This is a genomic window from Lentzea kentuckyensis (genome assembly GCF_002150765.1).
In the GTDB taxonomy this organism is placed as follows: Bacteria; Actinomycetota; Actinomycetes; order Mycobacteriales; family Pseudonocardiaceae; genus Lentzea; species Lentzea kentuckyensis.
In genome coordinates, this window is sequence record NZ_MUYM01000043.1 from 67,200 (window position 1) to 86,692 (window position 19,493).

General features: G+C 70.2%; 15 protein-coding genes. 10 read left to right on the top strand and 5 right to left on the bottom strand.

The genetic code is table 11. The features are described 5' to 3' along the window. Positions 1 to 33: 33 nt before the first annotated feature. From B0F77_RS21320 to B0F77_RS21365, 10 genes are all read left to right on the top strand, one after another. Positions 34 to 1,359, top strand: a complete 1,326-nt coding sequence (locus B0F77_RS21320; protein WP_086664708.1) for an ABC transporter substrate-binding protein — start codon at positions 34 to 36, stop codon at positions 1,357 to 1,359. Continuing rightward, entirely contained in the window at positions 1,356 to 2,285 is a 930-nt protein-coding gene (locus tag B0F77_RS21325) for a carbohydrate ABC transporter permease (RefSeq protein ID WP_086664709.1), read from the top strand. Before B0F77_RS21320 ends, B0F77_RS21325 begins: the two co-directional genes overlap by 4 nt. Positions 2,286 to 2,335: 50 nt before the next feature. Then, on the top strand, positions 2,336 to 3,145 hold the full coding sequence (locus tag B0F77_RS21330) for a carbohydrate ABC transporter permease (protein WP_086664783.1): 810 nt from the start codon (positions 2,336 to 2,338) through the stop codon (positions 3,143 to 3,145). After that, positions 3,142 to 4,158, top strand: a complete 1,017-nt coding sequence (locus B0F77_RS21335) for a hydroxyacid dehydrogenase (RefSeq protein WP_245848499.1) — start codon at positions 3,142 to 3,144, stop codon at positions 4,156 to 4,158. Before B0F77_RS21330 ends, B0F77_RS21335 begins: the two co-directional genes overlap by 4 nt. Continuing rightward, complete coding sequence (locus B0F77_RS21340) at positions 4,155 to 6,062, top strand: DUF2264 domain-containing protein (protein ID WP_245848500.1); 1,908 nt, start codon at positions 4,155 to 4,157, stop codon at positions 6,060 to 6,062. The genes B0F77_RS21335 and B0F77_RS21340 overlap by 4 nt, the downstream gene beginning before the upstream one ends. A gap of 8 nt (positions 6,063 to 6,070) precedes the next feature. Beyond that, entirely contained in the window at positions 6,071 to 7,528 is a 1,458-nt protein-coding gene (locus B0F77_RS21345; protein WP_086664710.1) for a glycoside hydrolase, read from the top strand. A gap of 136 nt (positions 7,529 to 7,664) precedes the next feature. Next, on the top strand, positions 7,665 to 8,864 hold the full coding sequence (locus B0F77_RS21350) for an MFS transporter (protein WP_211293910.1): 1,200 nt from the start codon (positions 7,665 to 7,667) through the stop codon (positions 8,862 to 8,864). Beyond that, complete coding sequence (locus B0F77_RS21355; protein WP_086664711.1) at positions 8,861 to 10,321, top strand: ABC transporter substrate-binding protein; 1,461 nt, start codon at positions 8,861 to 8,863, stop codon at positions 10,319 to 10,321. The genes B0F77_RS21350 and B0F77_RS21355 overlap by 4 nt, the downstream gene beginning before the upstream one ends. Next, positions 10,318 to 10,500 carry a hypothetical protein gene (locus tag B0F77_RS21360; RefSeq protein WP_086664712.1) on the top strand — a complete coding sequence of 61 codons (183 nt, stop codon included), beginning with the start codon at positions 10,318 to 10,320 and terminating at the stop codon, positions 10,498 to 10,500. Before B0F77_RS21355 ends, B0F77_RS21360 begins: the two co-directional genes overlap by 4 nt. Continuing rightward, positions 10,497 to 12,188, top strand: coding sequence for an ABC transporter permease subunit (locus B0F77_RS21365; protein WP_086664713.1), 1,692 nt, complete (start codon positions 10,497 to 10,499; stop codon positions 12,186 to 12,188). Before B0F77_RS21360 ends, B0F77_RS21365 begins: the two co-directional genes overlap by 4 nt. A 3-nt stretch (positions 12,189 to 12,191) precedes the next feature. On the opposite strand, the gene B0F77_RS21370 is transcribed toward B0F77_RS21365, so the two are convergent. From B0F77_RS21370 to B0F77_RS21390, 5 genes are all read right to left on the bottom strand, one after another. Further along, positions 12,192 to 13,118, bottom strand: coding sequence for a PucR family transcriptional regulator (locus B0F77_RS21370; RefSeq protein WP_158102782.1), 927 nt, complete (start codon positions 13,116 to 13,118; stop codon positions 12,192 to 12,194). A gap of 130 nt (positions 13,119 to 13,248) precedes the next feature. Further along, a complete protein-coding gene (locus B0F77_RS21375; protein WP_086664715.1) occupies positions 13,249 to 14,139 on the bottom strand; it encodes an extracellular catalytic domain type 1 short-chain-length polyhydroxyalkanoate depolymerase in 891 nt (296 codons plus the stop codon). Positions 14,140 to 14,148: 9 nt separating this feature from the next. Next, positions 14,149 to 17,130 carry a glycoside hydrolase family 2 TIM barrel-domain containing protein gene (locus tag B0F77_RS21380; protein ID WP_245848501.1) on the bottom strand — a complete coding sequence of 994 codons (2,982 nt, stop codon included), beginning with the start codon at positions 17,128 to 17,130 and terminating at the stop codon, positions 14,149 to 14,151. 167 nt (positions 17,131 to 17,297) lie between these two features. Then, positions 17,298 to 18,020 (bottom strand): aspartate/glutamate racemase family protein, encoded by a 723-nt coding sequence (locus tag B0F77_RS21385; protein WP_086664717.1) that lies wholly within the window; start codon positions 18,018 to 18,020, stop codon positions 17,298 to 17,300. Then, positions 18,017 to 19,462 carry an NCS1 family nucleobase:cation symporter-1 gene (locus B0F77_RS21390; RefSeq protein ID WP_086664718.1) on the bottom strand — a complete coding sequence of 482 codons (1,446 nt, stop codon included), beginning with the start codon at positions 19,460 to 19,462 and terminating at the stop codon, positions 18,017 to 18,019. Before B0F77_RS21390 ends, B0F77_RS21385 begins: the two co-directional genes overlap by 4 nt. Positions 19,463 to 19,493 lie beyond the last annotated feature (31 nt).

The window sequence follows — 19,493 nt, forward strand, 5'->3', positions numbered from 1 at the left end:
GTGTGCCACATCACTCCAGCAGGAGGGTCAGCAATGGAGCTTTCCCCTGCGCTGCAGGCCCGCGGCATGTCCCGCCGCGGCTTCCTGCGCGCTTCCGCCGCCCTGGGCGCGGCGGGTCTCGTCGGCGGCTGCACAGCCACCGCCGCGCCTCCGGGCGCCACGAAGATCACCATCTGGTCGTGGCTGACCGGCATGGACAAGTACGTCGCCGCGTTCAACGCGGCGCAGAAGGACGTCTTCGTCGAGCTGCGGGTGATCGCGGCGGGCCTGTCCGGCGGCTACGCCCAGCAGACCAACGCCATCCGGGCGCACAACGCGCCGGACGTGCTGCACGTCGAGTACCAGGGTCTGCCGCAGATCCTGCTCACCGGCGGGCTGCGCGACCTCACGGCGGACATGGCCGACCTGGAGAGCCAGTACTCCCCCGCCGCGTGGCGCGGGGTGCGGCCGGACGGCCGGACGTGGGGCGTGCCGATGGACCTCGCGCCGATGGTCTTCTACTACCGCAAGGACCTGTTCGACCAGCACGGCATCGCGTTGCCGCGCACGTGGGACGACTTCCGCACGGCGGCCGCGGCCGTCAAGAAGGTCGACCCGCAGGCGCGCATCTGCTCGTTCCCGCTCAACGACGGCTCGTTCTTCGCGGGCATGTCGTGGCAGGCGGGCGATCCGTGGTGGACGGCGCAGGGCGACACCTGGGCCGTCGACATCACCGGTGAGGGCACGCTGCGCACCGCGTCGTACTGGCAGTCGATGATCACCGACAACCAGGTCGCCGGGGTCGTCTACGGCTCGCAGGACTGGATCGCCGGGATCCACGACGCCAAGCTGTGGGGCGTGCTCGGCGCGTCGTGGAGCGTCGGCACGCTCAACCGGTCCATCCCGAAGGACACCGGCCGCTGGGCCGTGGCGACCATGCCGACCTGGGACGGCAAGCCCGCCAACGGGATCCAGGGCGGCACGGCCTGGGGGATCTCCGCGGAGAGCAAGCAGCCGGAAGCCGCCCTGAAGTTCCTGCGCTGGCTCAGCACCAACCCCGAGGTGCCGAAGATCGGCAGTGCGTTCAGCACGCCGTTCCCCGCGCACCTGCCCAACCGCGCCGTCGCGCGGCAGGCGTACAAGGGCGGTTTCTTCCTCGGCGACCCGGTCTACGACGTGCTCGACGAGGCGGCGAAGCGGGTGCCGGACTGGACGTGGGGCCCGAACGCCCTGCGGTTGTTCTCGACCATCTCGGACTCCTTCGGGCCGGTCCGCAGCGGCGGGACGACGTTGCCCGACGCGCTGCGGAAGGTCCAGCAGCACGCCGTGGCCGACATGCGCGCCAGGGGACTCTCGGTACGAGAAGGGAAGACGGCATGAGCGTCCTCGCGCCCGAGCGAACAACACCACGGGAAACGCCCCGAGACGTCCCGGTCACCGACCGGGCCCGCAAGAAGGACTTCGCGGGAGCGGTGCTGGCCGTGCCGTTCGCGGTGCTGCTCCTGTGCACCGTGCTGGTGCCGGTGGCGTACGCGCTGTACCTCAGCCTGTTCACCGAACGTCTGCAGGGCCTGGGCTTCTCCGGTCCCGAGAACGTGTTCGTCTGGCTCGGCAACTACCTCACGGTGATCGCGGACTCCGCCTTCCACAAGAGCCTGGGCAACGTCGCGCTGTTCGCGTTCATCCACATCCCGAGCATGCTGATCGGCTCGCTCGTGCTGGCGCTGCTGCTGGACTCCGGTGTCGTGCGGCTGCGGCAGATGTGGTCGCTGGCGGTGTTCGTGCCGTACGCGGTGCCGGTGGTCATCGGCGGCCTGATCTGGGCCTATCTCTACAGCCCCACGATCGGCCCGATCAAGAACGTGCTGGGCGTCGACCCGCTGAGCGACGGCGCGCTGCTGCCGTCCATCGCGAACATCGCGACCTGGCAGTGGGTCGGCTACAACATGATCATCTTCTACACCGCACTGCAGGCCGTCCCCAGGGAGATCGTGGAGGCGGCTCGGGCCGACGGCGCGGGCGGGTTCCGCACCGCGTGGTCGATCAAGATCCCGGTGATCCGTCCGACGATCTTCGTGGCAGCGGTGTTCACCGTCATCGGGTCGTTGCAGGTGTTCACCGAACCCATGGTGCTCAAGGGCTTCACCGGCACGGTGACCAGCACCTGGTCGCCGAGCATGTACGTCTACGAAGCCGCGTTCGTCGCCGGCGACAACGGCCGGGCCGCGGCGGCGTCGGTGCTGCTCGCGGTTATCTGCGCGCTGCTGTCCGCCGTCGTCATGCGCTTCTCGACGAGGAGGTCGTGATGAGCACGTCCATTGTGGACAGCAAGTCCCGCTGGGTCTCCGTGCCCGCGGTGCACCTGATCCTCGTGGTCGCCGCGTTGTACAGCCTGCTGCCGCTGGTGTGGCTCGTCACCTCCGCGACCAAGTCGCTCGGCGACTTCTCCACCACCGGCGCGTTCGAGTTCGGCGAGTGGAACCTGTGGACCAACGTCAAGACGTTGTTCACGCAGGAGAACGGCATCTTCTGGCACTGGCTGCTCAACTCCGTGCTGTACGCGGGTGGCGGGGCGGTGCTCGGCGCGCTGATCTGCGCCTCGTGCGGGTACGCCATCGCCAAGACGAGCTTTCCCGGCCGGCGGGTGCTGTTCGGGCTGACCCTGACGGGCGTGCTCGTACCCACGACGGTGCTGGCGCTGCCGATGTACCTGCTGGCGTCGGAACTGCGGGTCGTGGACACGTTCTGGGCGGTGTTCATCCCCTTGCTCACCAACCCGTTCGGCGTCTACCTCGCCAAGGTGTACGCGGACGCGTCGGTGCCGGACGAGGTGCTGGAGGCGGCGCGGGTCGACGGGGCGGGCCAGCTGCGCACGTTCTTCACCGTGGCGCTGCCGATGATGCGGCCCGGTGTGGTGACCGTGCTGCTGTTCCAGTTCATCGGGATCTGGAACAACTTCTTCCTGCCGCTGGTCCTGCTCACCGATCCGAAGCTCTTCCCGGTCAGCCTGGGGCTGTTCCAGTGGAGCACCCGGCAGACCCAGTTCCCGCAGTACACCCCGCTGGTGATCACCGGGTCGCTGCTCGCGGTGCTGCCGCTGGTGGTGGCGTTCCTGGTGCTCAACCGGCAGTGGCGCAAGGGTCTGGCCGCGGGGAGCGTCAAGTGACCGCTCACCGGCCGGAGGTCCTGCTCGCCATGAGCCCGGACGTCGCCGATCTGCAGTTCGGCCCGCGCGAGCTGGAGCGGCTCGGCAGGCTGGCCAAGCTCGGCAACCCCCTGGTGGCGCACGACTTCTCGTCACCGGCCGTGCGCCGCCGGCTGGCCTCGGTCGAGGTGCTGATCACCTCGTGGGGCTGTCCGCCGATCGACTCCGGCGTGCTCGAAGCGGCGCCCGCGTTGCGTGCCGCCCTGCACGCGGCGGGCAGCGTGCGGTCGCACGTCGGTGACGCCGTGTTCGACCGCGACGTCCTCGTCACGACGGCCGCGCACGTCAACGCCGAGCCGGTCGCGCAGTACACCGTGGCGTCGATCCTGTGGGCGTTCAAGAAGGTGCCGTTCCTGGCCGCGGACGCCCGCCGGTTCCGCGAGGACTGGGGCTATCGCGAGCGCCGGGGCGAGCTGTCCGGGCTGGGCCGCACGATCGTGCTGGTCGGGTTCTCCCGGGTCGGCCGGCGGGTGGTGGAACTGTTGCGACGGCTCCAGGTGGGCAGGTTGCTCGTCGTCGACCCCGTCGTCGACCCCGCGCTGGTGCGGGCGGCCGGCGCCGAGGTCGTCACGCTCGCCGAGGCACTGCCCCAGGCCGACGTGCTGAGCCTGCACGCGCCCGCGTTGCCGGAGACCCGCCACCTGATCGGTGCCGCGGAACTGGCCGCGCTCCCGGAGTACGCCACGCTGGTCAACACCGCCCGAGGGTCCCTTGTGGACACCGCGGCGCTGGAGGAGGCGTGCTCGCACGGACGTCTGCACGCCGTGCTGGACGTGACCGAGCCCGAACCGCTGCCCGCCTGGTCGCGGCTGTACGACCTGCCGAACGTCGTGATCACCCCGCACGTGGCAGGGTCGCTCGGCTCGGAGACCAGGCTCATGACCGCGGCCGCGCTCGACGAACTGGAGCGTTACGTCGCCGGGCAGCCGCCGCTCGAACCGGTGACCAGGCACGGACTCGCGGTGCAGGCATGATCCTCCCACCCGAGAACCGCTTCCTCTCCCCGCGCACGGGCTGGACCCGCGCGCACTGGGAGGCGGTCGCCGACCGCCTGCTCGCCGCCGTGCACCAGCACTGGTCCCCGCGGTGCGCGCGGATCGACCTGCCCGGCGAACCGAGCCGGTACGGGCCGGTCTCCGACGGGCTGGAAGGGTTCGCGCGCACGTTCCTGCTCGCCGGGTTCCGGGTCGCGGGCGGCGGTGACCCGGCGCTGCTGGAGCGGTACGCCTGGGGCCTCGCCGCCGGCACCGACCCGCATTCGCCGGAAGCCTGGCCCCGTCCCGACGAACTGGGGCAGGCCAAGGTCGAGGCCGCGTCGATCGCGCTGATGCTACAACTGACCAAACCGTGGTTGTGGGACCAGCTCGACGACAGCGTGCGCGAACGGATTGTGGGCTGGCTGGGCACCGTGGTCGGCCAGCCGTACCCGCCGATCAACTGGGTGTGGTTCCGGATCGTCGTCGAGTCGTTCCTGCGCGAGGTGGGCGGTCCCTGGTCGGCGGAGGACGTCGAGCACGACCTCGCCGTGCACGCGTCGTTCCGGCGCGCGGACGGATGGCTCAGCGACGGCGAGGAACGCGCGTACGACCACTACACGGGCTGGGCGCTGCACCTGTACCCGTTGCTGTGGACGCATCTGTTCGACGTCCCGGACTCGCTGTGCTCGCAACAGGTGCGCCGGACCTGGTCGGACGATCTGGCCAGGTACCTGGAGGACGCGGTCGCACTCCTGGGCGCCGACGGGTCGCCGTTGATGCAGGGCCGCAGCCTCACCTACCGGTTCGCCGCCGCCGCACCGTTCTGGGTCGCCGCGATGACCGGTGTCCAGGGGCCGGCGCCCGGTCTGCTCCGGCGTGCGGCGTCCGGTGTGTTGCGGCACTTCGTCGACCACGGCGCGCTCGAACCCGACGGCCTGCTGCGCCTCGGCTGGCACGGCGGCTGGCCCGCGCTCCGGCAGGCGTACTCCGGACCGGGATCGCCCTACTGGGCCGCCAAGGGAATGCTGGGCCTGGCCCTGCCCGCCGATCATCCCGTGTGGACGGACGACGAGCGGCCGCTGCCGGTCGAGCGGATGGACCACACCCGCGTCATCACGGCGCCGGGCTGGCTGGTGTCGGCCCGCCGGACCGACGGCATCGTCACGACGATCAACCACGGCACCGATCACGCGCTGCCCGGCGACCAGCGGGCGGACTCGCCCCTGTACGCGAAACTGGGCTATTCCACGGCGACGATGCCGACCTCCACGGACAACTCGGTGGTGCTGCTCGACGCCGCGGGCGCGGCCAGCCACCGCGCGGGCTTCCGGACGTTGTTCACCGAGGAGCTGCCCGGCGGTGTGGTGGCCGGTGCGTCGCGGGGACCCGTGCGCTGGGTCGACACGAGCGCCGACGACTCCCCCGACCACGGTTCCGGCCGTGGTGGCGAGATCGTCGAGGGACCGCCCGTGCTGGTGGTGTCGGTGGTGCGCGACGGTGCCGAGATCCGGATCGTGCGCGTGGACGGCGAAACGGACGCCCGGCTGCGGCTCTCCGGCTGGCCGGTCGCCGCCGACAGCCGACCGCGGGAGGAGACCGCGTCCCGGACCGAGGTCGTGGTCTGCGGTGCGCGCCTGCGCTCCTCGCTGCACGGCGTGCGCGGGTTCGACCAGGCCGGCGTGCACACCGGCACCGGCACGTCGCCGCTGGGCAAGTACGTCGCGGTCCCCTGGCTGGCGACGACCGGTCCCGTGGCACCCGGTGCGGTGTTCGCCGCCGTCGTGCGCCTGGACCGGGGCCGCGACGCCCTGGCCACCCCACTGTTCACCGTGCACGGCAACGAGATCGTGCTGCGGTGGAGCGATGGACTCGATTCGAGGATCACCCTGCCAAGTCCTTAGGAGGACACATGGTCACCCGCAGGACAGTGTTGTCCGGTGCGGCGGCCGCCGTCGCGGCGACAGCCATCGGCACCAACGCCAGTGCCGACCAGACCATCGCGATCGACCCCAGCACGAGCTACGGCACATGGGAGGGCTGGGGCACGTCGCTCGCCTGGTGGGCCAACGTGTTCGGCGACCGGGACGACTTCGCCGACCTCTGGTTCACCACGAAGTCCGTCACCTACAACGGCACGACGCTGCCGGGGCTGGGCATGAACATCGCCCGCTACAACCTCGGCGCGTGCAGCTGGAACAGCGTGGACGGCCAGACCATGGTCGCCTCCCCGAACATCCCCCGCTTCAAGCAGATCGAGACCTTCTGGCAGGACTGGCGCAACACCGACCCCGGTTCGTGGCAATGGGGCGCGGACGCGAAACAGCGCGCGTCCCTGGTCAAGGCCGCGGCGCGCGGCGCCATGACGGAGCTGTTCGCCAACTCACCGGCGTGGTGGATGTGCATCAACCACAACCCGTCCGGCGCCGCCAACGCGAACAGCAACAACCTGCAGTCGTGGAACTACCGCACCCACGCCTCGTACATGGCCGAAGTCGTGCGGCAGTTCCGCGACCGCTGGGGCATCGGGTTCCGCACGGTGGACCCGTTCAACGAGCCCGCGTCGGACTACTGGTCGGCGACCGGAAAGCAGGAAGGCTGCCACTTCGACCCGTCGCTTCAACGGACCGTGCTGCAGTACCTGCGTGAGGAGCTGAACAACCGCGGCCTGTCCGGAACCCGCATCTCGGCGTCCGACGAGACCAGCTACGACGCCGCGCGCAGCACGTGGAACTCCTTCGACGCCACCACGAAGTCCGTCGTGAACCAGATCAACGTGCACGGCTACCAGGGTTCTGGTGGTCGCCGTGACCTTCTGCACTCCGACGCTCGGGCGGCGGGCAAGGCGCTCTGGAACTCCGAGTACGGCGACAAGGACGGCACCGGCCTCTCCATGGCCAGCAACCTGTGCCTCGACTGGCGCTGGCTGCACCCGACGGCGTGGTGCTACTGGCAGGTGATGGACCCCACCCCGGTGTGGGCGTTGATCGCCTACGACGCGAACACGCTGCAAGCGGGTGCGGTGCAGAACAAGCTCTACGTGCTGGCGCAGTTCACCCGGCACATCCGGCCGGGCATGCGGATCATCTCCGCGTCCACCGGAAACGCCGCCGTGGCCTTCGATCCCGCCGCCCGCCGGCTGGTGCTCGTCGGCGTCAACACCGCGACCTCGGCGCAGACGATCACGTTCGACCTGACCAGGTTCGGCACCCTGCCCACCGGCCTGATCACCAGGTGGTCGACCTCGACGACCAGCGGCAGCGACCGGTACGTGCAGCGCACCGACGTGCGGCTGGACGGAAAGCTGCTGCGGGCTTCGTTCGCGGCGGGCCAGGTGCAGACGTTCCAGCTCGACGGAGTCGCCGTCTGACGTGTGCAGACGTGCGCATGCGGCAACCCGAACTACGCGGAAGATCTTCCGGCAACCGACGAACGGGGACCAGGGCTCAGGTAAGGCTCACTTAGGCTCGCTGGGAATCACTTGACCAGCGGGAACGAGGCAAAGCGTGGGCGCAGCACTTCGCGGTCGTTCGCGAGCGCTGCGCCAGTTCGGCGCGCTCACCGGGACCGCCCGGCTGCTCGTGCTCAGCCAGCTTCTGTTCAACATCGGCTTCTTCCTCGTGCTGCCGCACCTCGCCGGGCACCTGGCCGACGACCTCGGGCTGGCCGGCTGGCTGGTCGGCCTGGTGCTCGGCGTGCGGACGTTCAGCCAGCAGGGCCTGTTCGCCCTCGGCGGTGTCCTCACCGACCGGTTCGGCGCCAAGCCGCTGATCATCGCGGGCTGCCTGGTGCGCACCGCCGGTTTCGCCGTGCTGGCCGTGGCGACCGGGCTGCCCACCGTCCTCTGTGGAGTCGTGCTCGTCGGGTTCGCCGGAGCGTTGTTCTCCCCCGCGGCCGACGCGTCGCTGGCGCGCGAGGCGGATCCGGGCACACGCGCGGACACGTTCGCCATCCGCTCGATGGCGGGCGAGACCGGCACGGTGATCGGACCGCTGCTCGGCGTCGTGCTGTCCGCGAGCTTTTCGGTCACCTGCGTCATCGGCGCGGTGCTGTTCGGCCTGATCGCGTTGCTGCACCTGAGGTTCCTGCCGCGGCGGCCGGGCGAACACCGTGACGAGGGCATCTTCGACGGCTGGCGCGAGGTGTTCGGCAACCGGGCGTTCCTGCTGTTCGCGGCCGGGTACTCGGCCTACCTCGTCTCGTACAACCAGCTCTACCTCGGACTGCCCGCCGAACTGCGCCGCGTCGGCGCGCCGGACGCGGCGCTGGGGCTGCTGTTCGCGCTCGCGTCGGTGCTCGTGGTCTGCGGTCAGCTGCCGACGACCGGCCTCGCCCGGCGGTTGCTCGGCCGCGACCGGGCGCTGGTGGCGGGCTTCACCGTCATGGCGCTCGCGTTCTTCGTGGTCGCGGTGCGGCCGCCGGGGCTCACCGGCGCTACCGTGTTCGTCGTCCTGCTGATCTTCGGCCAGATGCTGGTCGTCCCGTTCGCCATGGAGCTCGTGCCGCTGCTGGCGGGCGACCGCAGGCTCGGCGCGCACTTCGGCGTGCTGGCGTCCGCGGGTGGCGTGGCGGTGCTCGTCGGCAGCACGGCGAGCGGTGCCCTGCTGGGACAGGGCCGCGTCGCGTGGATCCTGCTCGGCCTCCTGCCGTTGGCCGGCGCCTGCGTGATGGCAATCGCGGCCAGGCGACGCGCGTTCCTCTCATGATCGAAAGGCTCACCATGTTGTTGCGACGGACCCTGCTCGCCGTGGCGGTGCTCTCGCTGACCGCGGGATGTTTCGCCGGCAGCCAGGCGGAAGGACCGGCACGGTTGCGCGTCGCACTGCCGTTCGCGCCCGTGCAGTCGTTGTCGCCCTGGGGAGATGACGGCGTCACGCTCACCAGGCTCGGCATCGCGGAAACCCTCGTGCGGCTCGACTCCGCCGGCAAGCCGCAGCCGCTGCTGGCGGAGAGCTGGACGCCCAAGTCCCCGACCACCTGGTCGTTCCACGTGCGCGCGGGCGTGAAGTTCCACGACGGCAGCGCGCTCACCGCCGCGGCCGCCGCCGACGCGCTCAGCCGCGCGGCGGCCGCGAGCCCGGTGCCCCGCGCGATCAAGGGCGTCGGCGTGACCGCGAAGGCCGTCGGCGACCTCGACCTGGAGGTGAGCACGACCGCGCCCGATCCCACGCTGCCGCAACGCCTTTCGTCGGCGAACCTGGTAGTGCTGGCCCCTGCCGCCTACCAGGGCGAGCGGGTGAACCCGGCGAAGGCGGGCACCGGCCCGTTCGTGCTGGCGGACCTGAACGTCGCAGCCGGCACGGCTTTGAGCCGGTTCGACGGGTACTGGGACGGCGTGCCCGCGCTGGCCGGCATCGACGTCCGGTTCCTGCCCGACGGCAACACCCGCGCCGCCGCCCTGCGCGCGGGCGAGGTCGACGTCGCCACGACCGTGCCGATCAGCGCACTCGCCAACGTCACCGCAGAGGAGGTGCCGCTGCCTCGCACGGTGTCGTTGCTGCTCAACACGGCCAAGCCACCGTTCGCGGACCCGCGGTCGCGCGCGGCGGTGCGGGAAGCGGTCGATCCCGCCGCGCTCGCTCATGGTGTCTACGAGGGCCACGCCGACGCCGCCACCGGCGTCTTCCGCAACACGGCGGCCCGCCAGGTCACCCCGACGGGCGCTGTCGCGGGCGGCTCCCCGAAGATCGCCCTGGCGACGTGGAGCGACCGTCCGGAACTCACCGGCGTCGTCACCGCCGTCGCCGAGTCGTTGCGCGGCAAGGGTTTCCAGGTCGAGCAGGTGGTGCGCAAGTACAGCCAGCTCGAACCCGACCTGCTCGCGGGCAACTTCGACGCGGTGGTCTTCTCCCGCTCGTACGCGATGGACACCGGCGACCTGGCCGCGAACCTCAGCACCGACTTCAGCTGCGCCGGCGGCTTCAACCTGACCAAGGTCTGCGACCCGGCCCTGGACGCCGCCATCGGCCAGGCGATGGCCATCGAGGACGTCTCCGCGCGCCAGGAGGCGGCGATGCGGGCCCAGGACGCGGTCCTCGCCACCAACGCCGTGGTGCCGCTGGTGCACGAGCGCACCGCCATCGGGCACTCGGCCGGGGTCAGCGGCCTGTCCACGGACCCGTACGAACGCCTGCTGATCACCGGCAAGACCCGCGTCTCATGAACGTGCTCGGACGGCGCTGCGCCCTGCCGGGCCTCACGGGTGCCGCGGGCAGGTACGAGCGCCCGCTGATCACCGACACGGCCCGAGCGCTCGGCCGGCACTGCGCCCTGCCCAGCCTCACGGGTGCCGCGGGCAGGTCCCAGCGCCGACCGATCACCGACAAGACCCACGCCTCATGAGACCGCTCGCACGACTCTGCGCCCTCCTGGGCCTCACCGCGGTGATCGGCCTCCTACCCCTCCTGTCTGGCCGCGACCCGGCACTCACAGTGCTGCGAGCCCGTTCCGCAGACCGCGAGCCCGACGCCGAGGCAATCGCGTCCGTGCGACGCGAACTCGGTCTGGACGCCGGCCCGTTGGAACTGCTCGCCCGCTGGTCCGGCCGAGCCCTGCACGGCGATCTCGGCACCTCATGGGTGTCAGGTGAACCAGTGACGGGTCAGCTGGGGCCGGCCATCGCGGTGTCCGTCACCCTGACGGCCCTCGCGGCGCTGGTCGCGGTCCTCGTGATGACCGCGCTGGTAGCCAGGCCGTTCGTGCGCGGCCTGCGCGGGCAGTCCGTCGGCGGACGCGCGGGCTTCGCCGCCGTGCTCGCGGCGCTGCCCGAGTTCCTCATCGGCGCGGTTCTGCTGCTCGTCGTCGCCGTGCGGTTGGGGTGGTTGCCGACGTCCGGCTGGCGCGATCTCCGCTACGCCGTGCTGCCCGCGATCGCGCTGGGCACGCCGGCCGGGGCGGTGCTCGCTGTGGTGGCCGGTGACGCCGTGCGGGACGCGCTCGCCGCGCCGTGGCGGCGGTCGTGGACGGGTGCGGGTTTCCGGGCGCGCACGATCGCGCTGGCGGTCGTGCGGCGCGCGGGGTCCGTCGTGGCCGGCCAGTTCGGCATCGTGGTCGCGGCCATGTTCGGCAGTGCCGCGACCGTCGAGGTGGTGTTCGGCGTGCCGGGGCTCGGCCGGCTCGCGGTGGACGCGGCGCTGGCGCAGGACGTGCCGGTCGTCCAGGCGTGCGTGCTCGTGATCCTGCTCGCGGGTACGGCGGCGGGCGCGCTCGGGACGGTGGCACAACGGTTGTTGCTCGGTCCGGCGCTCACCGACGGAGCGCTGGAGTCGGCCGCGCCGCGCGAGATCACGTCCGGCGGACGGCTGAGCCTCGCGTTGCCCGCGGTGGCGGTGGTCGCCGTGGTGCTGTGGGGAATCTGGCGCGATCCGTTCACAGTGGACCTTTCGGCGCGGCTGCTGTCACCGTCGGCGGCGCATCCGATGGGGACCGACGCGCTGGGCCGTGATCTGCTTGCCAGGGTGGCGCACGGTGCGCTGCACACGGCCGCGCTGGCGGCGGGGGTGACGGCGCTGGTCGTCGTGATCGCCCTGCTGGTCGGGGTGACGGGGCGACGTGGCTCCGGCGCCGCCGACCTGGTGAACGCGCTCCCCACGGTGGTGGTCGCGCTGGCTGTCGCCGCGACCGCCGGTCCGGGGTGGACGAGTGCCGTGATCGCGGTCGCCGCGGTGGCCTGGGCTCCCCCTGCCGCCCACGCGCGGTCACTCGCGCTGGAGCAACGCGGCAGCGCCCACCTCACCGCCGCCCGCGCGCTGGGCGCGAGCAACTGGCACATCATGTTCCGGCACGTGCTGCCCGCCGTCGTGCCCCCGGTGCTGCGCAACGCTTTCGTGCGCCTGCCCGGCGTGGCGCTCGCCCTCGCGTCGCTCGGCTACCTCGGGCTCGGCGCCCAGCCACCCGAGCCCGAGTGGGGAGTGCTGCTGGCGGAGGGCATGCCGAACGTCGAGCGGGCGCCCTGGGTGGTCGTGTTCCCGGCGGCGGCACTGGTGCTGCTCGGCGTCGGTGCGGTGGTGGCGGCCAGCAGGATGCGCTGACGTTCAGGCCACGGCGTCGGCGAACAGCGCCGCCCTCAGCAGCTGAACGCCCTGGCCTCCCGCCGGGTCCCAGCCGGTGATCTTCGCGATGCGCTGCAACCGGTAGTCCATCGTGCTGCGGTGCACGAACAGGTCGCGGGCCGCCTGGTTGCGGTTGAAGTCCGCGTGGACGAGGGCGACCAGGGTCTCCCACAGGACCTGGTTCTGCCGCACGGGCCTGATGACCTCGGCCAACTGGCTGGCGACCGCGGTGTTGGCGGCGATCGCCTGCTCCACCAGCACGTCGGCCACCGTGTACGTGCCGACGGGCCGGCAGCCGGCCGAGACGAGCCGCAGCACCTCGACGGCTTCGGCGTAGGCGTCCGCGAGGCCTGCCACCGGCCGCCTGGCGGTGGCGACCCACCTGCTGCCGCCCACCAGCTGCCCGGTGATCCGGTCCAGCAGTTCGGTCTCGCGTTCCGGCACGAGCAGCACGAGAAGGCCGGACCTGGTCGTGCGGAGAACGCCATCGCACTCGTGCTCGTGCACCCACGCGTCACGTTGGTCGGAGATCAGGACCACGTAGTCCGGTGCGAGCCGGTCCAGCACGTCGTGCGGCACCGTCTTGCCGTCGATCAGGTCGGCGGCGAGATCACCGGACAGAGGCGGCACGATGTTGCGGCAATGCCCGTCGAGGAAGTCCTCGAGCACCTGCGCACTGGCGCGCGCGAGCCGGAGGAGTTCCGGGTCGTCGGCCGCGGCCGCGCACAACAGCTCGGTCAGCCCCGCCGGCCGGTTCCAGGCCCACTGTTCACCCGCCGCCCGCACTTTCGCGCGGAACTCGGCGAGCCGCCGTTCGCGCTCGCCGGCCAGGCGCAGAGCGTGCGCGGAGTCGGCTTTCCAGCCGGGTGAAGGGGTAGGAGTGACCACCTCCGCAGTTTTGATGTGCACGCTCACAACGTCAACCGGAATGTGTGTGAAGTTTCAACTGTTGAATGCGTCTCAATTCGTTCCGCGTTGTGACGTGCATTTCATCAGCGGAAGTGCATGGGTGGGAGCGAGCTCCCACCCATACGCGTATTCACGCCCGGCGGTCGAGACCGAAGAACTGAACGGCGCGCAACGCCATCCCGGACGCCATCAGGTTGTGGCCGACGTTCTGCAGCGAGATCGACTCGACCTTGTCGCTGTAGCGGCGGCGGGTCCAGTTGGCCTGCGGGTAGTCGGTGGACGTCGGCGTGGTGGACAACCGGTGGACGTTGGTCCACTGGTCGACCTCCTCGCCGAAGTTCGGGTAGCGCAGGACGTCGTCGGCGGTGCCGTGCCAGAGCTGCATGCGCGGCCGTTTGCCGTTGTAGCCGGGGAAGGCCGACCGCGCGATGTCGCCCCACTGCTGCGGCGTCTTGAGCACTTGGCCGTTGGCGCACTCGCTGTTCCAGGAGGAGCCGTTGTTCGTCGCGAAACAGCCGTCCGGCACACCGGCGAACGCGGCGCCGGCATCGAAGACGTCCGGGTAGTTGGCGACCATCACGTTGGTCATCATGGCGCCGGACGAGATGCCCGTCACGTACACGCGGGCCGGATTGCCCTGGTACTGCCGCAGCGCCCAGCGCACCATCGACACCAGCCCGACCGGGTCGCTCCCGCCGTCCCGCCGCAACGCCTGCGGTGACGACACGTCGAAGCACTTGTCCGCGCGGGTGACCGAGGGGTAGAGCACGACGAACCCGTACTGGTCCGCCAGTTTCGCGAACTCCGTGCCGCGATACATGTCCGGGCCCGAACCGGTGCAGTAGTGCGGAGCCAGCAGGACGGCGGGCCTGGCGGCGACGCGGTCCGGTTTGTACACGTGCAGGCGGAGGTTGCTGGGGTTCGGACCGAAGTTCGTCACCTCGACGAGCGAGGCGGCGGAGGCCTGGGGTGTGACGACGAGACCGAGCAGGACGGCCAAAGCCAAAGCTGTGCGTAACATGGCGCGCTCCTAACTTCCTACCGAGGCTTGCGAAATGCCGAGGAACCCCTGAGTGGTTCCCGGTGCGGAGCTGGTGAGATCCAGCCGGAGGCGGTCAGTGCGCACGGGGGCGAAGGTGATGTTCACCGCGCTGCCCCACTCGATCTTCGCGTCGCGCACCGGCACGAACTTCGCGCCGTTCCAGTACGAAACCGAGATCGAGGCGGGCAGGGCGTGTGCCGCGTCGGCGACGAACGAGGCGTGTACCGAGCTCACCGGACCGTCCGGCGCCGGCAACGAGACCCAGTCCGCCGCGTGCGCCCGGCTCACCGCCGGCAGCAGGCCCGTGGCGCGCTTGAGGTAGTAGTTCGACCAGTACGTCGAAGCGTTCCCGTCGAGCATCGCCGCCGGGATCGTGTCGCGGGCACCCGAGTAGCTCGCGTCGGCCGCCGGTGCCGGTACCGGTGCGGGTCCCGGATCGGCGGTGACCTGCGCCCTGCCTGGTCGCCCGCCGGCCGCCACGACGACGGTGCTCGCGGCGCGCAGTCCCGGTGCCCGTGCCGTCACCGTGATCGCGGCCGACTGTCCTGATCGGACCATGGCGAGCGCCTTGCCGTTGAACGCGGTCCGCGACGAAGCCTGGTAGTTCTCCGCGCTCTCCTGACGGCCGTTGTCCAGGCCGGCCAGGGTGCCGCCGCGGACCTGGAACGAGATCAGGTCGTCCGCGTCCGGCACGACGACGCCCGCGCGGTCGACGACCTCGGCGGTGACGAACGTGAGCGATTTGCCGTCCGCCTTCGTCACCCTCCGGTCCGGGGTCAGCCGGAGAGCGTGCGGCTCACCCGCGGTGCGGACCTCGTCCCGCGCGACCTCCACGCCACCCCGTTTGGCCACCGCGGTGAGCCGGCCGGGCTGGAACGGCACCGACCACGTCAGGTGCAGCTTGCCCGCGCTGCCGTTCGGGCTGGTGTAACTGCCCGGAAAGGGGCCGGTGGTGACCGTCTTGTCGTCCCCGGTCGCCTCGGTGGTCTCGAGATACTTCGCGCCAGAGACGGTGGTCTTGGTGTCGAACTTCCGCTCCCCCAACGACTTGCCGTCGAGGTACAGCTCGACGGTGTCCGCGTTGCTGTACGCCCACACCGACACCGGCTCGCCCGGCCGGTGGGCGGTCCAGTCCATCGGCAGCAGGTGCACCATCGGTTCGTTGCTCCACTGGCTGCGGAACAGGTGGTAGAAGTCCTTCTGGAACCCGGCGGTGTCGACCGCGCCGAAGAACGACGACTTCACCGGGAACACGTCGTACGGCGTCGGTTCACCGATGTAGTCGATGCCGGTCCACAGGAACTGCCCGGCGAACCACTTGCGGTCGCGGTCCTTCTTCAACCCGTATTCACCGCTGTACGTCCACGTTTCGAGGTTGTTGTCGTACGAGGACGTGTTGCGCCTTCCCGGCGTGTAGTTCTCACCGGTGTTGAGCTGTTCCGGGTCCTGGTAGTAGCCGCGAGTCGAGGTGGAGGACGACGACTCGCCCTCGAAGAAGAACTTGGTGGGGTAACGGACGTGCAGTTCGTCGATCGAGGAGGCGTTGTTGTAGTTCAGGCCCAGCCCGTCGAGCATCTGCAGGATCTGGTCCTGCGGCGAGCCGATCGCGGGCACCCGCCGGTACTTGTCGGAGCCCATCACGATCGGGCGGGTGGTGTCGATGGCGCGCACGACGTCGATCAGGCGCCGGGCGATCGGCGGACCCGCGGCAGCACCGGAGTCGGGGATCTCGTTGCCGATGGACCACATCACGACCGACGGCGAGTTCTTGGCGGCGTGCACCATCTCGCTGAGGTCGGCGCTGCTGTTGGCGTCGAAGAACCGCCCGTAGTCGTACTTGACCTTGGGCGTCCGCCAGGTGTCGAACGCCTCGACCTGCAACAGGATGCCCAGTTCCTCGCACGCCCGGATGAACTGCGGTGAGGGCGGGTTGTGCGAGGTGCGCACGGCGTTCACACCCATGCTCTTCATGATCCGCAACTGGCGGACGATCGCGTCGGACGAGACCGCCGAGCCGAGCGCGCCCAGGTCGTGGTGCAGGTTGACGCCCTTGAGCTTCATCTCCACGCCGTTGAGCGAGAAGCCGTTGTCGGGGTCGAAGCCGAAGTACCGGATGCCCGTGCGCGTGCTGACCGTGTCGACGACCTTGCCGCCCACCCGGATCTCGCTGTCCACTGTGTACAGCTGAGGCCGGTCCACCGACCACAGCGACGGCCGGGCGATCCTGATGTCCGTGGTGGCGGTGCTCGGGGTGGTGCCCAGTGCCGCCCGCGTCGTTCCCCTGCCGACGATTCGGCCGCGCGGATCCCGGACCGTCGAGACGATCTCCGCCTGACCGTCGCCGACCGCCGTCGTGGCCACGCGCATCGTGGCGAACCCCGACTTGATCGTGTTCGCCAGATCGGGCGTCGTCACCTGCACGCCGTGGCGCGTGACCCGGGTCTGCTCGGTGACGACCAGCCGGACGTCGCGGTAGATGCCGCTGCCGGAGTACCACCGGCTGCTGGGCACCTGGTTGCGCACCTTGACCGCGAGGACGTTCGGCGTGCCATCCACGTGCGCGTTGAGATCGTAGGCGAATCCGGTGTAGCCATAGGGATGACGGCCGAGCAATACGCCGTTGAGATACACCTCGGAGTCCATGTAGACGCCGTCGAATTCAATCGACACTTTCTTTCCGGCCATCGACCGCGGCAGCGTGAAAGTCTTGCGGTACCAGCCGAGACCGCCTGGCAGAAAGCCGGTTCCGGCGTTGGTGTGCGGGCTCTGCACCGGGTCGAGCCCGATGCTCCAGTCGTGCGGCAGCCGGGTGTCCCGCCACGCCGGGTCGTGCTCACCGGGCTGTGGCGCGTCCTCACCAGTGGTGTTGACCAGGGCGAACTGCCAGGATCCGGTGAAGTCGACCGTCCGCCCGGCCGGCCGGACCTGCTCTGCCCACACCGCCGCCTGAGCGGTGCACAGTCCGGCCACGACAACGCAGCCGAGCACGAGCCCCCAGAACTTGTTCGACCATCGATTCGACCGTCGAATAGCCAAAACTCACCGCCCTGTCGTGATTTCCGCGCCAGCCGACGCCATACTCACCATGACAGGAAAGCGCTTACCAATGTTCTGCGCAAGAGGCCGGAGAAGAGCACTCAGCAACCGAAGTCGCGCAACATCCCCGTGTACCGCTTCGGCAGCGGGGTGGCGAACTCGTCCCGCTTGCCGGTGCGCAACCCCATCTCCACCAGCGCCTGCACCGTGAGGACGGCGGACTGGACGCCGTCGACGACGGGCACGCCGATCGCCGCCGCGATCGGCGCCGCCCAGTCCGTCATGCCCGCGCAGCCGAGGACCACCGCGTCCGCCTCGTCCTGTTCGACGGCGCGGGCACAGGCGGCCGTGACGACGTCCAGCGCGTCGCCCTCCAGCTCGAGCACCGGGATGTCACAGGCGTGCACACCCCGGCACAGGTCGCGCATCCCGTAGCGTTCGGCGAGTTCCCACGTGCGGCCGCGACTGCGGGACAGGGTGGTCACCACGGTGAAACCCCGTCCCAGGTAGGCGGCGGTGCGCATTCCGGCCTCCGCCATGCCCACGACCGGGCCGCGCGCCACCTCCCGCGCGGCGTCGAGTCCCGGATCGCCGAAGCACGCCACCACGTAACCGTCCACACCGGACTCTTCACCGCCCCGGATCTCCTCCAGCAACCCCGGCACGCTGAGCGCCTCGTCGTAGTGGCTCTCGATCGACTCGGGCCCCATCGCCGGACTCACCGCGTACACCTCGGTCCCCGGCGCCGCGACGGCCTTGGCCGACCGTTCCACCAGCCCGGTCATCTCCAGGCTGGTGTTCGGGTTCACGACCTTGATGATCACCGGGCACTCCTGGACGCCAGCGCGTACACCGCCAGGGCCACGGCCATGCCGATGAACCAGGTGTACTGCGCGGCACCGGACAGCGCGGGCACCAGCACCGGGAGCACCGCCAGGATCGCGCCGGCGGCCGTCGCGCCGATCGCCTTCGGGTTGTAGCCCTTGCGGTAGTGGTAGCGGCCGCCCTGCGACATGGTGAACAGGTCGTCCACCACCACCTTCTGCTTGCGCACCAGGTAGTAGTCCGCGATCAGCACACCGAACAGCGGGCCGATGAACGCGCCGAGCACCTCCAGCGTGTAGTGGATGACCTCCGGGCTGTTGTAGAGGTTCCACGGCGTGATGAGCACCGACCCGACGGCGGCGATCATGCCGCCCGCGCGCCAGCTGATCTTCTGCGGGCTGACGTTGGAGAAGTCGAACGCTGGCGAGATGAAGTTCGCCACGATGTTGATCCCGATGGTCGCGATGGTGAACGTCAGCGCACCCAGCACGATCGCGAACGTGCTGTCGACGCGCGCCACCGTTTCGACGGGGTCGGTGATGAGCTCGCCGAACACCGGCAGGGTCAGCGACGTGGTCACGACCACCAGCACCGAGAACACCAGGAAGTTCACCGGCAGGCCGAGGAGGTTGCCTCGCTTGACGGCGGCGAACGACCGTCCGTAGCGGGAGAAGTCGCCGAAGTTCAGCATCGGACCGGAGAAGTACGAGACGACGAGGGCGATCGCGCCGAGCATGACCGGCACCGAAGCCAGTCCGGTGTGACGGACCTCGCCGAGGCTCAGGTCGATCGCGCCCCAGCCGGCCCGGTAGATCAGGTAGCCGGTGAGCAGGAACATCACCACGTACACCGCGGGACCGCAGAAGTCGATGAACCGGCGGATCGTCTCCATGCCGGTCCAGAACACCGCCGCCTGCACGACCCACAGCACGGCGAACGAGCCCCAGCCGAGCAACGGCAGCCCGAGGAACCCGTACTGCTGCACGTCCGCGTACGGCATGAGAGCCGGGAAGAGCTTGAGCAGCACCACGTTCAGCGCCGCGGACGCCAGGTAGGTCTGGATCCCGTACCAGGCCACCGCGATCAGCCCGCGGATGATCGCCGGGACGTTCGCGCCCAGCACACCGAACGACGCCCGGCAGATGACCGGGTACGGCACGCCCGTCACCTGGCTCGGTTTCGCGACCAGGTTGCAGAAGACCTGCACGATGCCGATTCCGACGAGCAGCGCCAGCAGCACCTGCCAGCTGGACAGGCCGAGCATGAACAGGCTGCCCGCGGTGACGTACCCGCCGACACTGTGCACATCGGACATCCAGAACGCGAAGATGTTGTAGGAGCCCCAGGTCTGCTTCTTCAGGGGCGCCAGGTCCTCGTTGGTGAGGCGCGGGTCGTACTTTGGCGTCGTGCTCGTCGCCGGGCGGGAGACTGTATCGGTCATCACCAACTCCTCGTGCCCTCCGGGTGGGGTG

Coding starts and splice junctions, on each gene's coding strand:
- B0F77_RS21320 (WP_086664708.1), top strand. CDS start 34: ATGGAGCTTTCCCCTGCGCTGCAGGCCCGCGGCATGTCCCGCCGCGGC.
- B0F77_RS21390 (WP_086664718.1), bottom strand. CDS start 19,462: ATGACCGATACAGTCTCCCGCCCGGCGACGAGCACGACGCCAAAGTAC.
- B0F77_RS21325 (WP_086664709.1), top strand. CDS start 1,356: ATGAGCGTCCTCGCGCCCGAGCGAACAACACCACGGGAAACGCCCCGA.
- B0F77_RS21355 (WP_086664711.1), top strand. CDS start 8,861: ATGATCGAAAGGCTCACCATGTTGTTGCGACGGACCCTGCTCGCCGTG.
- B0F77_RS21365 (WP_086664713.1), top strand. CDS start 10,497: ATGAGACCGCTCGCACGACTCTGCGCCCTCCTGGGCCTCACCGCGGTG.
- B0F77_RS21345 (WP_086664710.1), top strand. CDS start 6,071: ATGGTCACCCGCAGGACAGTGTTGTCCGGTGCGGCGGCCGCCGTCGCG.
- B0F77_RS21375 (WP_086664715.1), bottom strand. CDS start 14,139: ATGTTACGCACAGCTTTGGCTTTGGCCGTCCTGCTCGGTCTCGTCGTC.
- B0F77_RS21360 (WP_086664712.1), top strand. CDS start 10,318: ATGAACGTGCTCGGACGGCGCTGCGCCCTGCCGGGCCTCACGGGTGCC.
- B0F77_RS21340 (WP_245848500.1), top strand. CDS start 4,155: ATGATCCTCCCACCCGAGAACCGCTTCCTCTCCCCGCGCACGGGCTGG.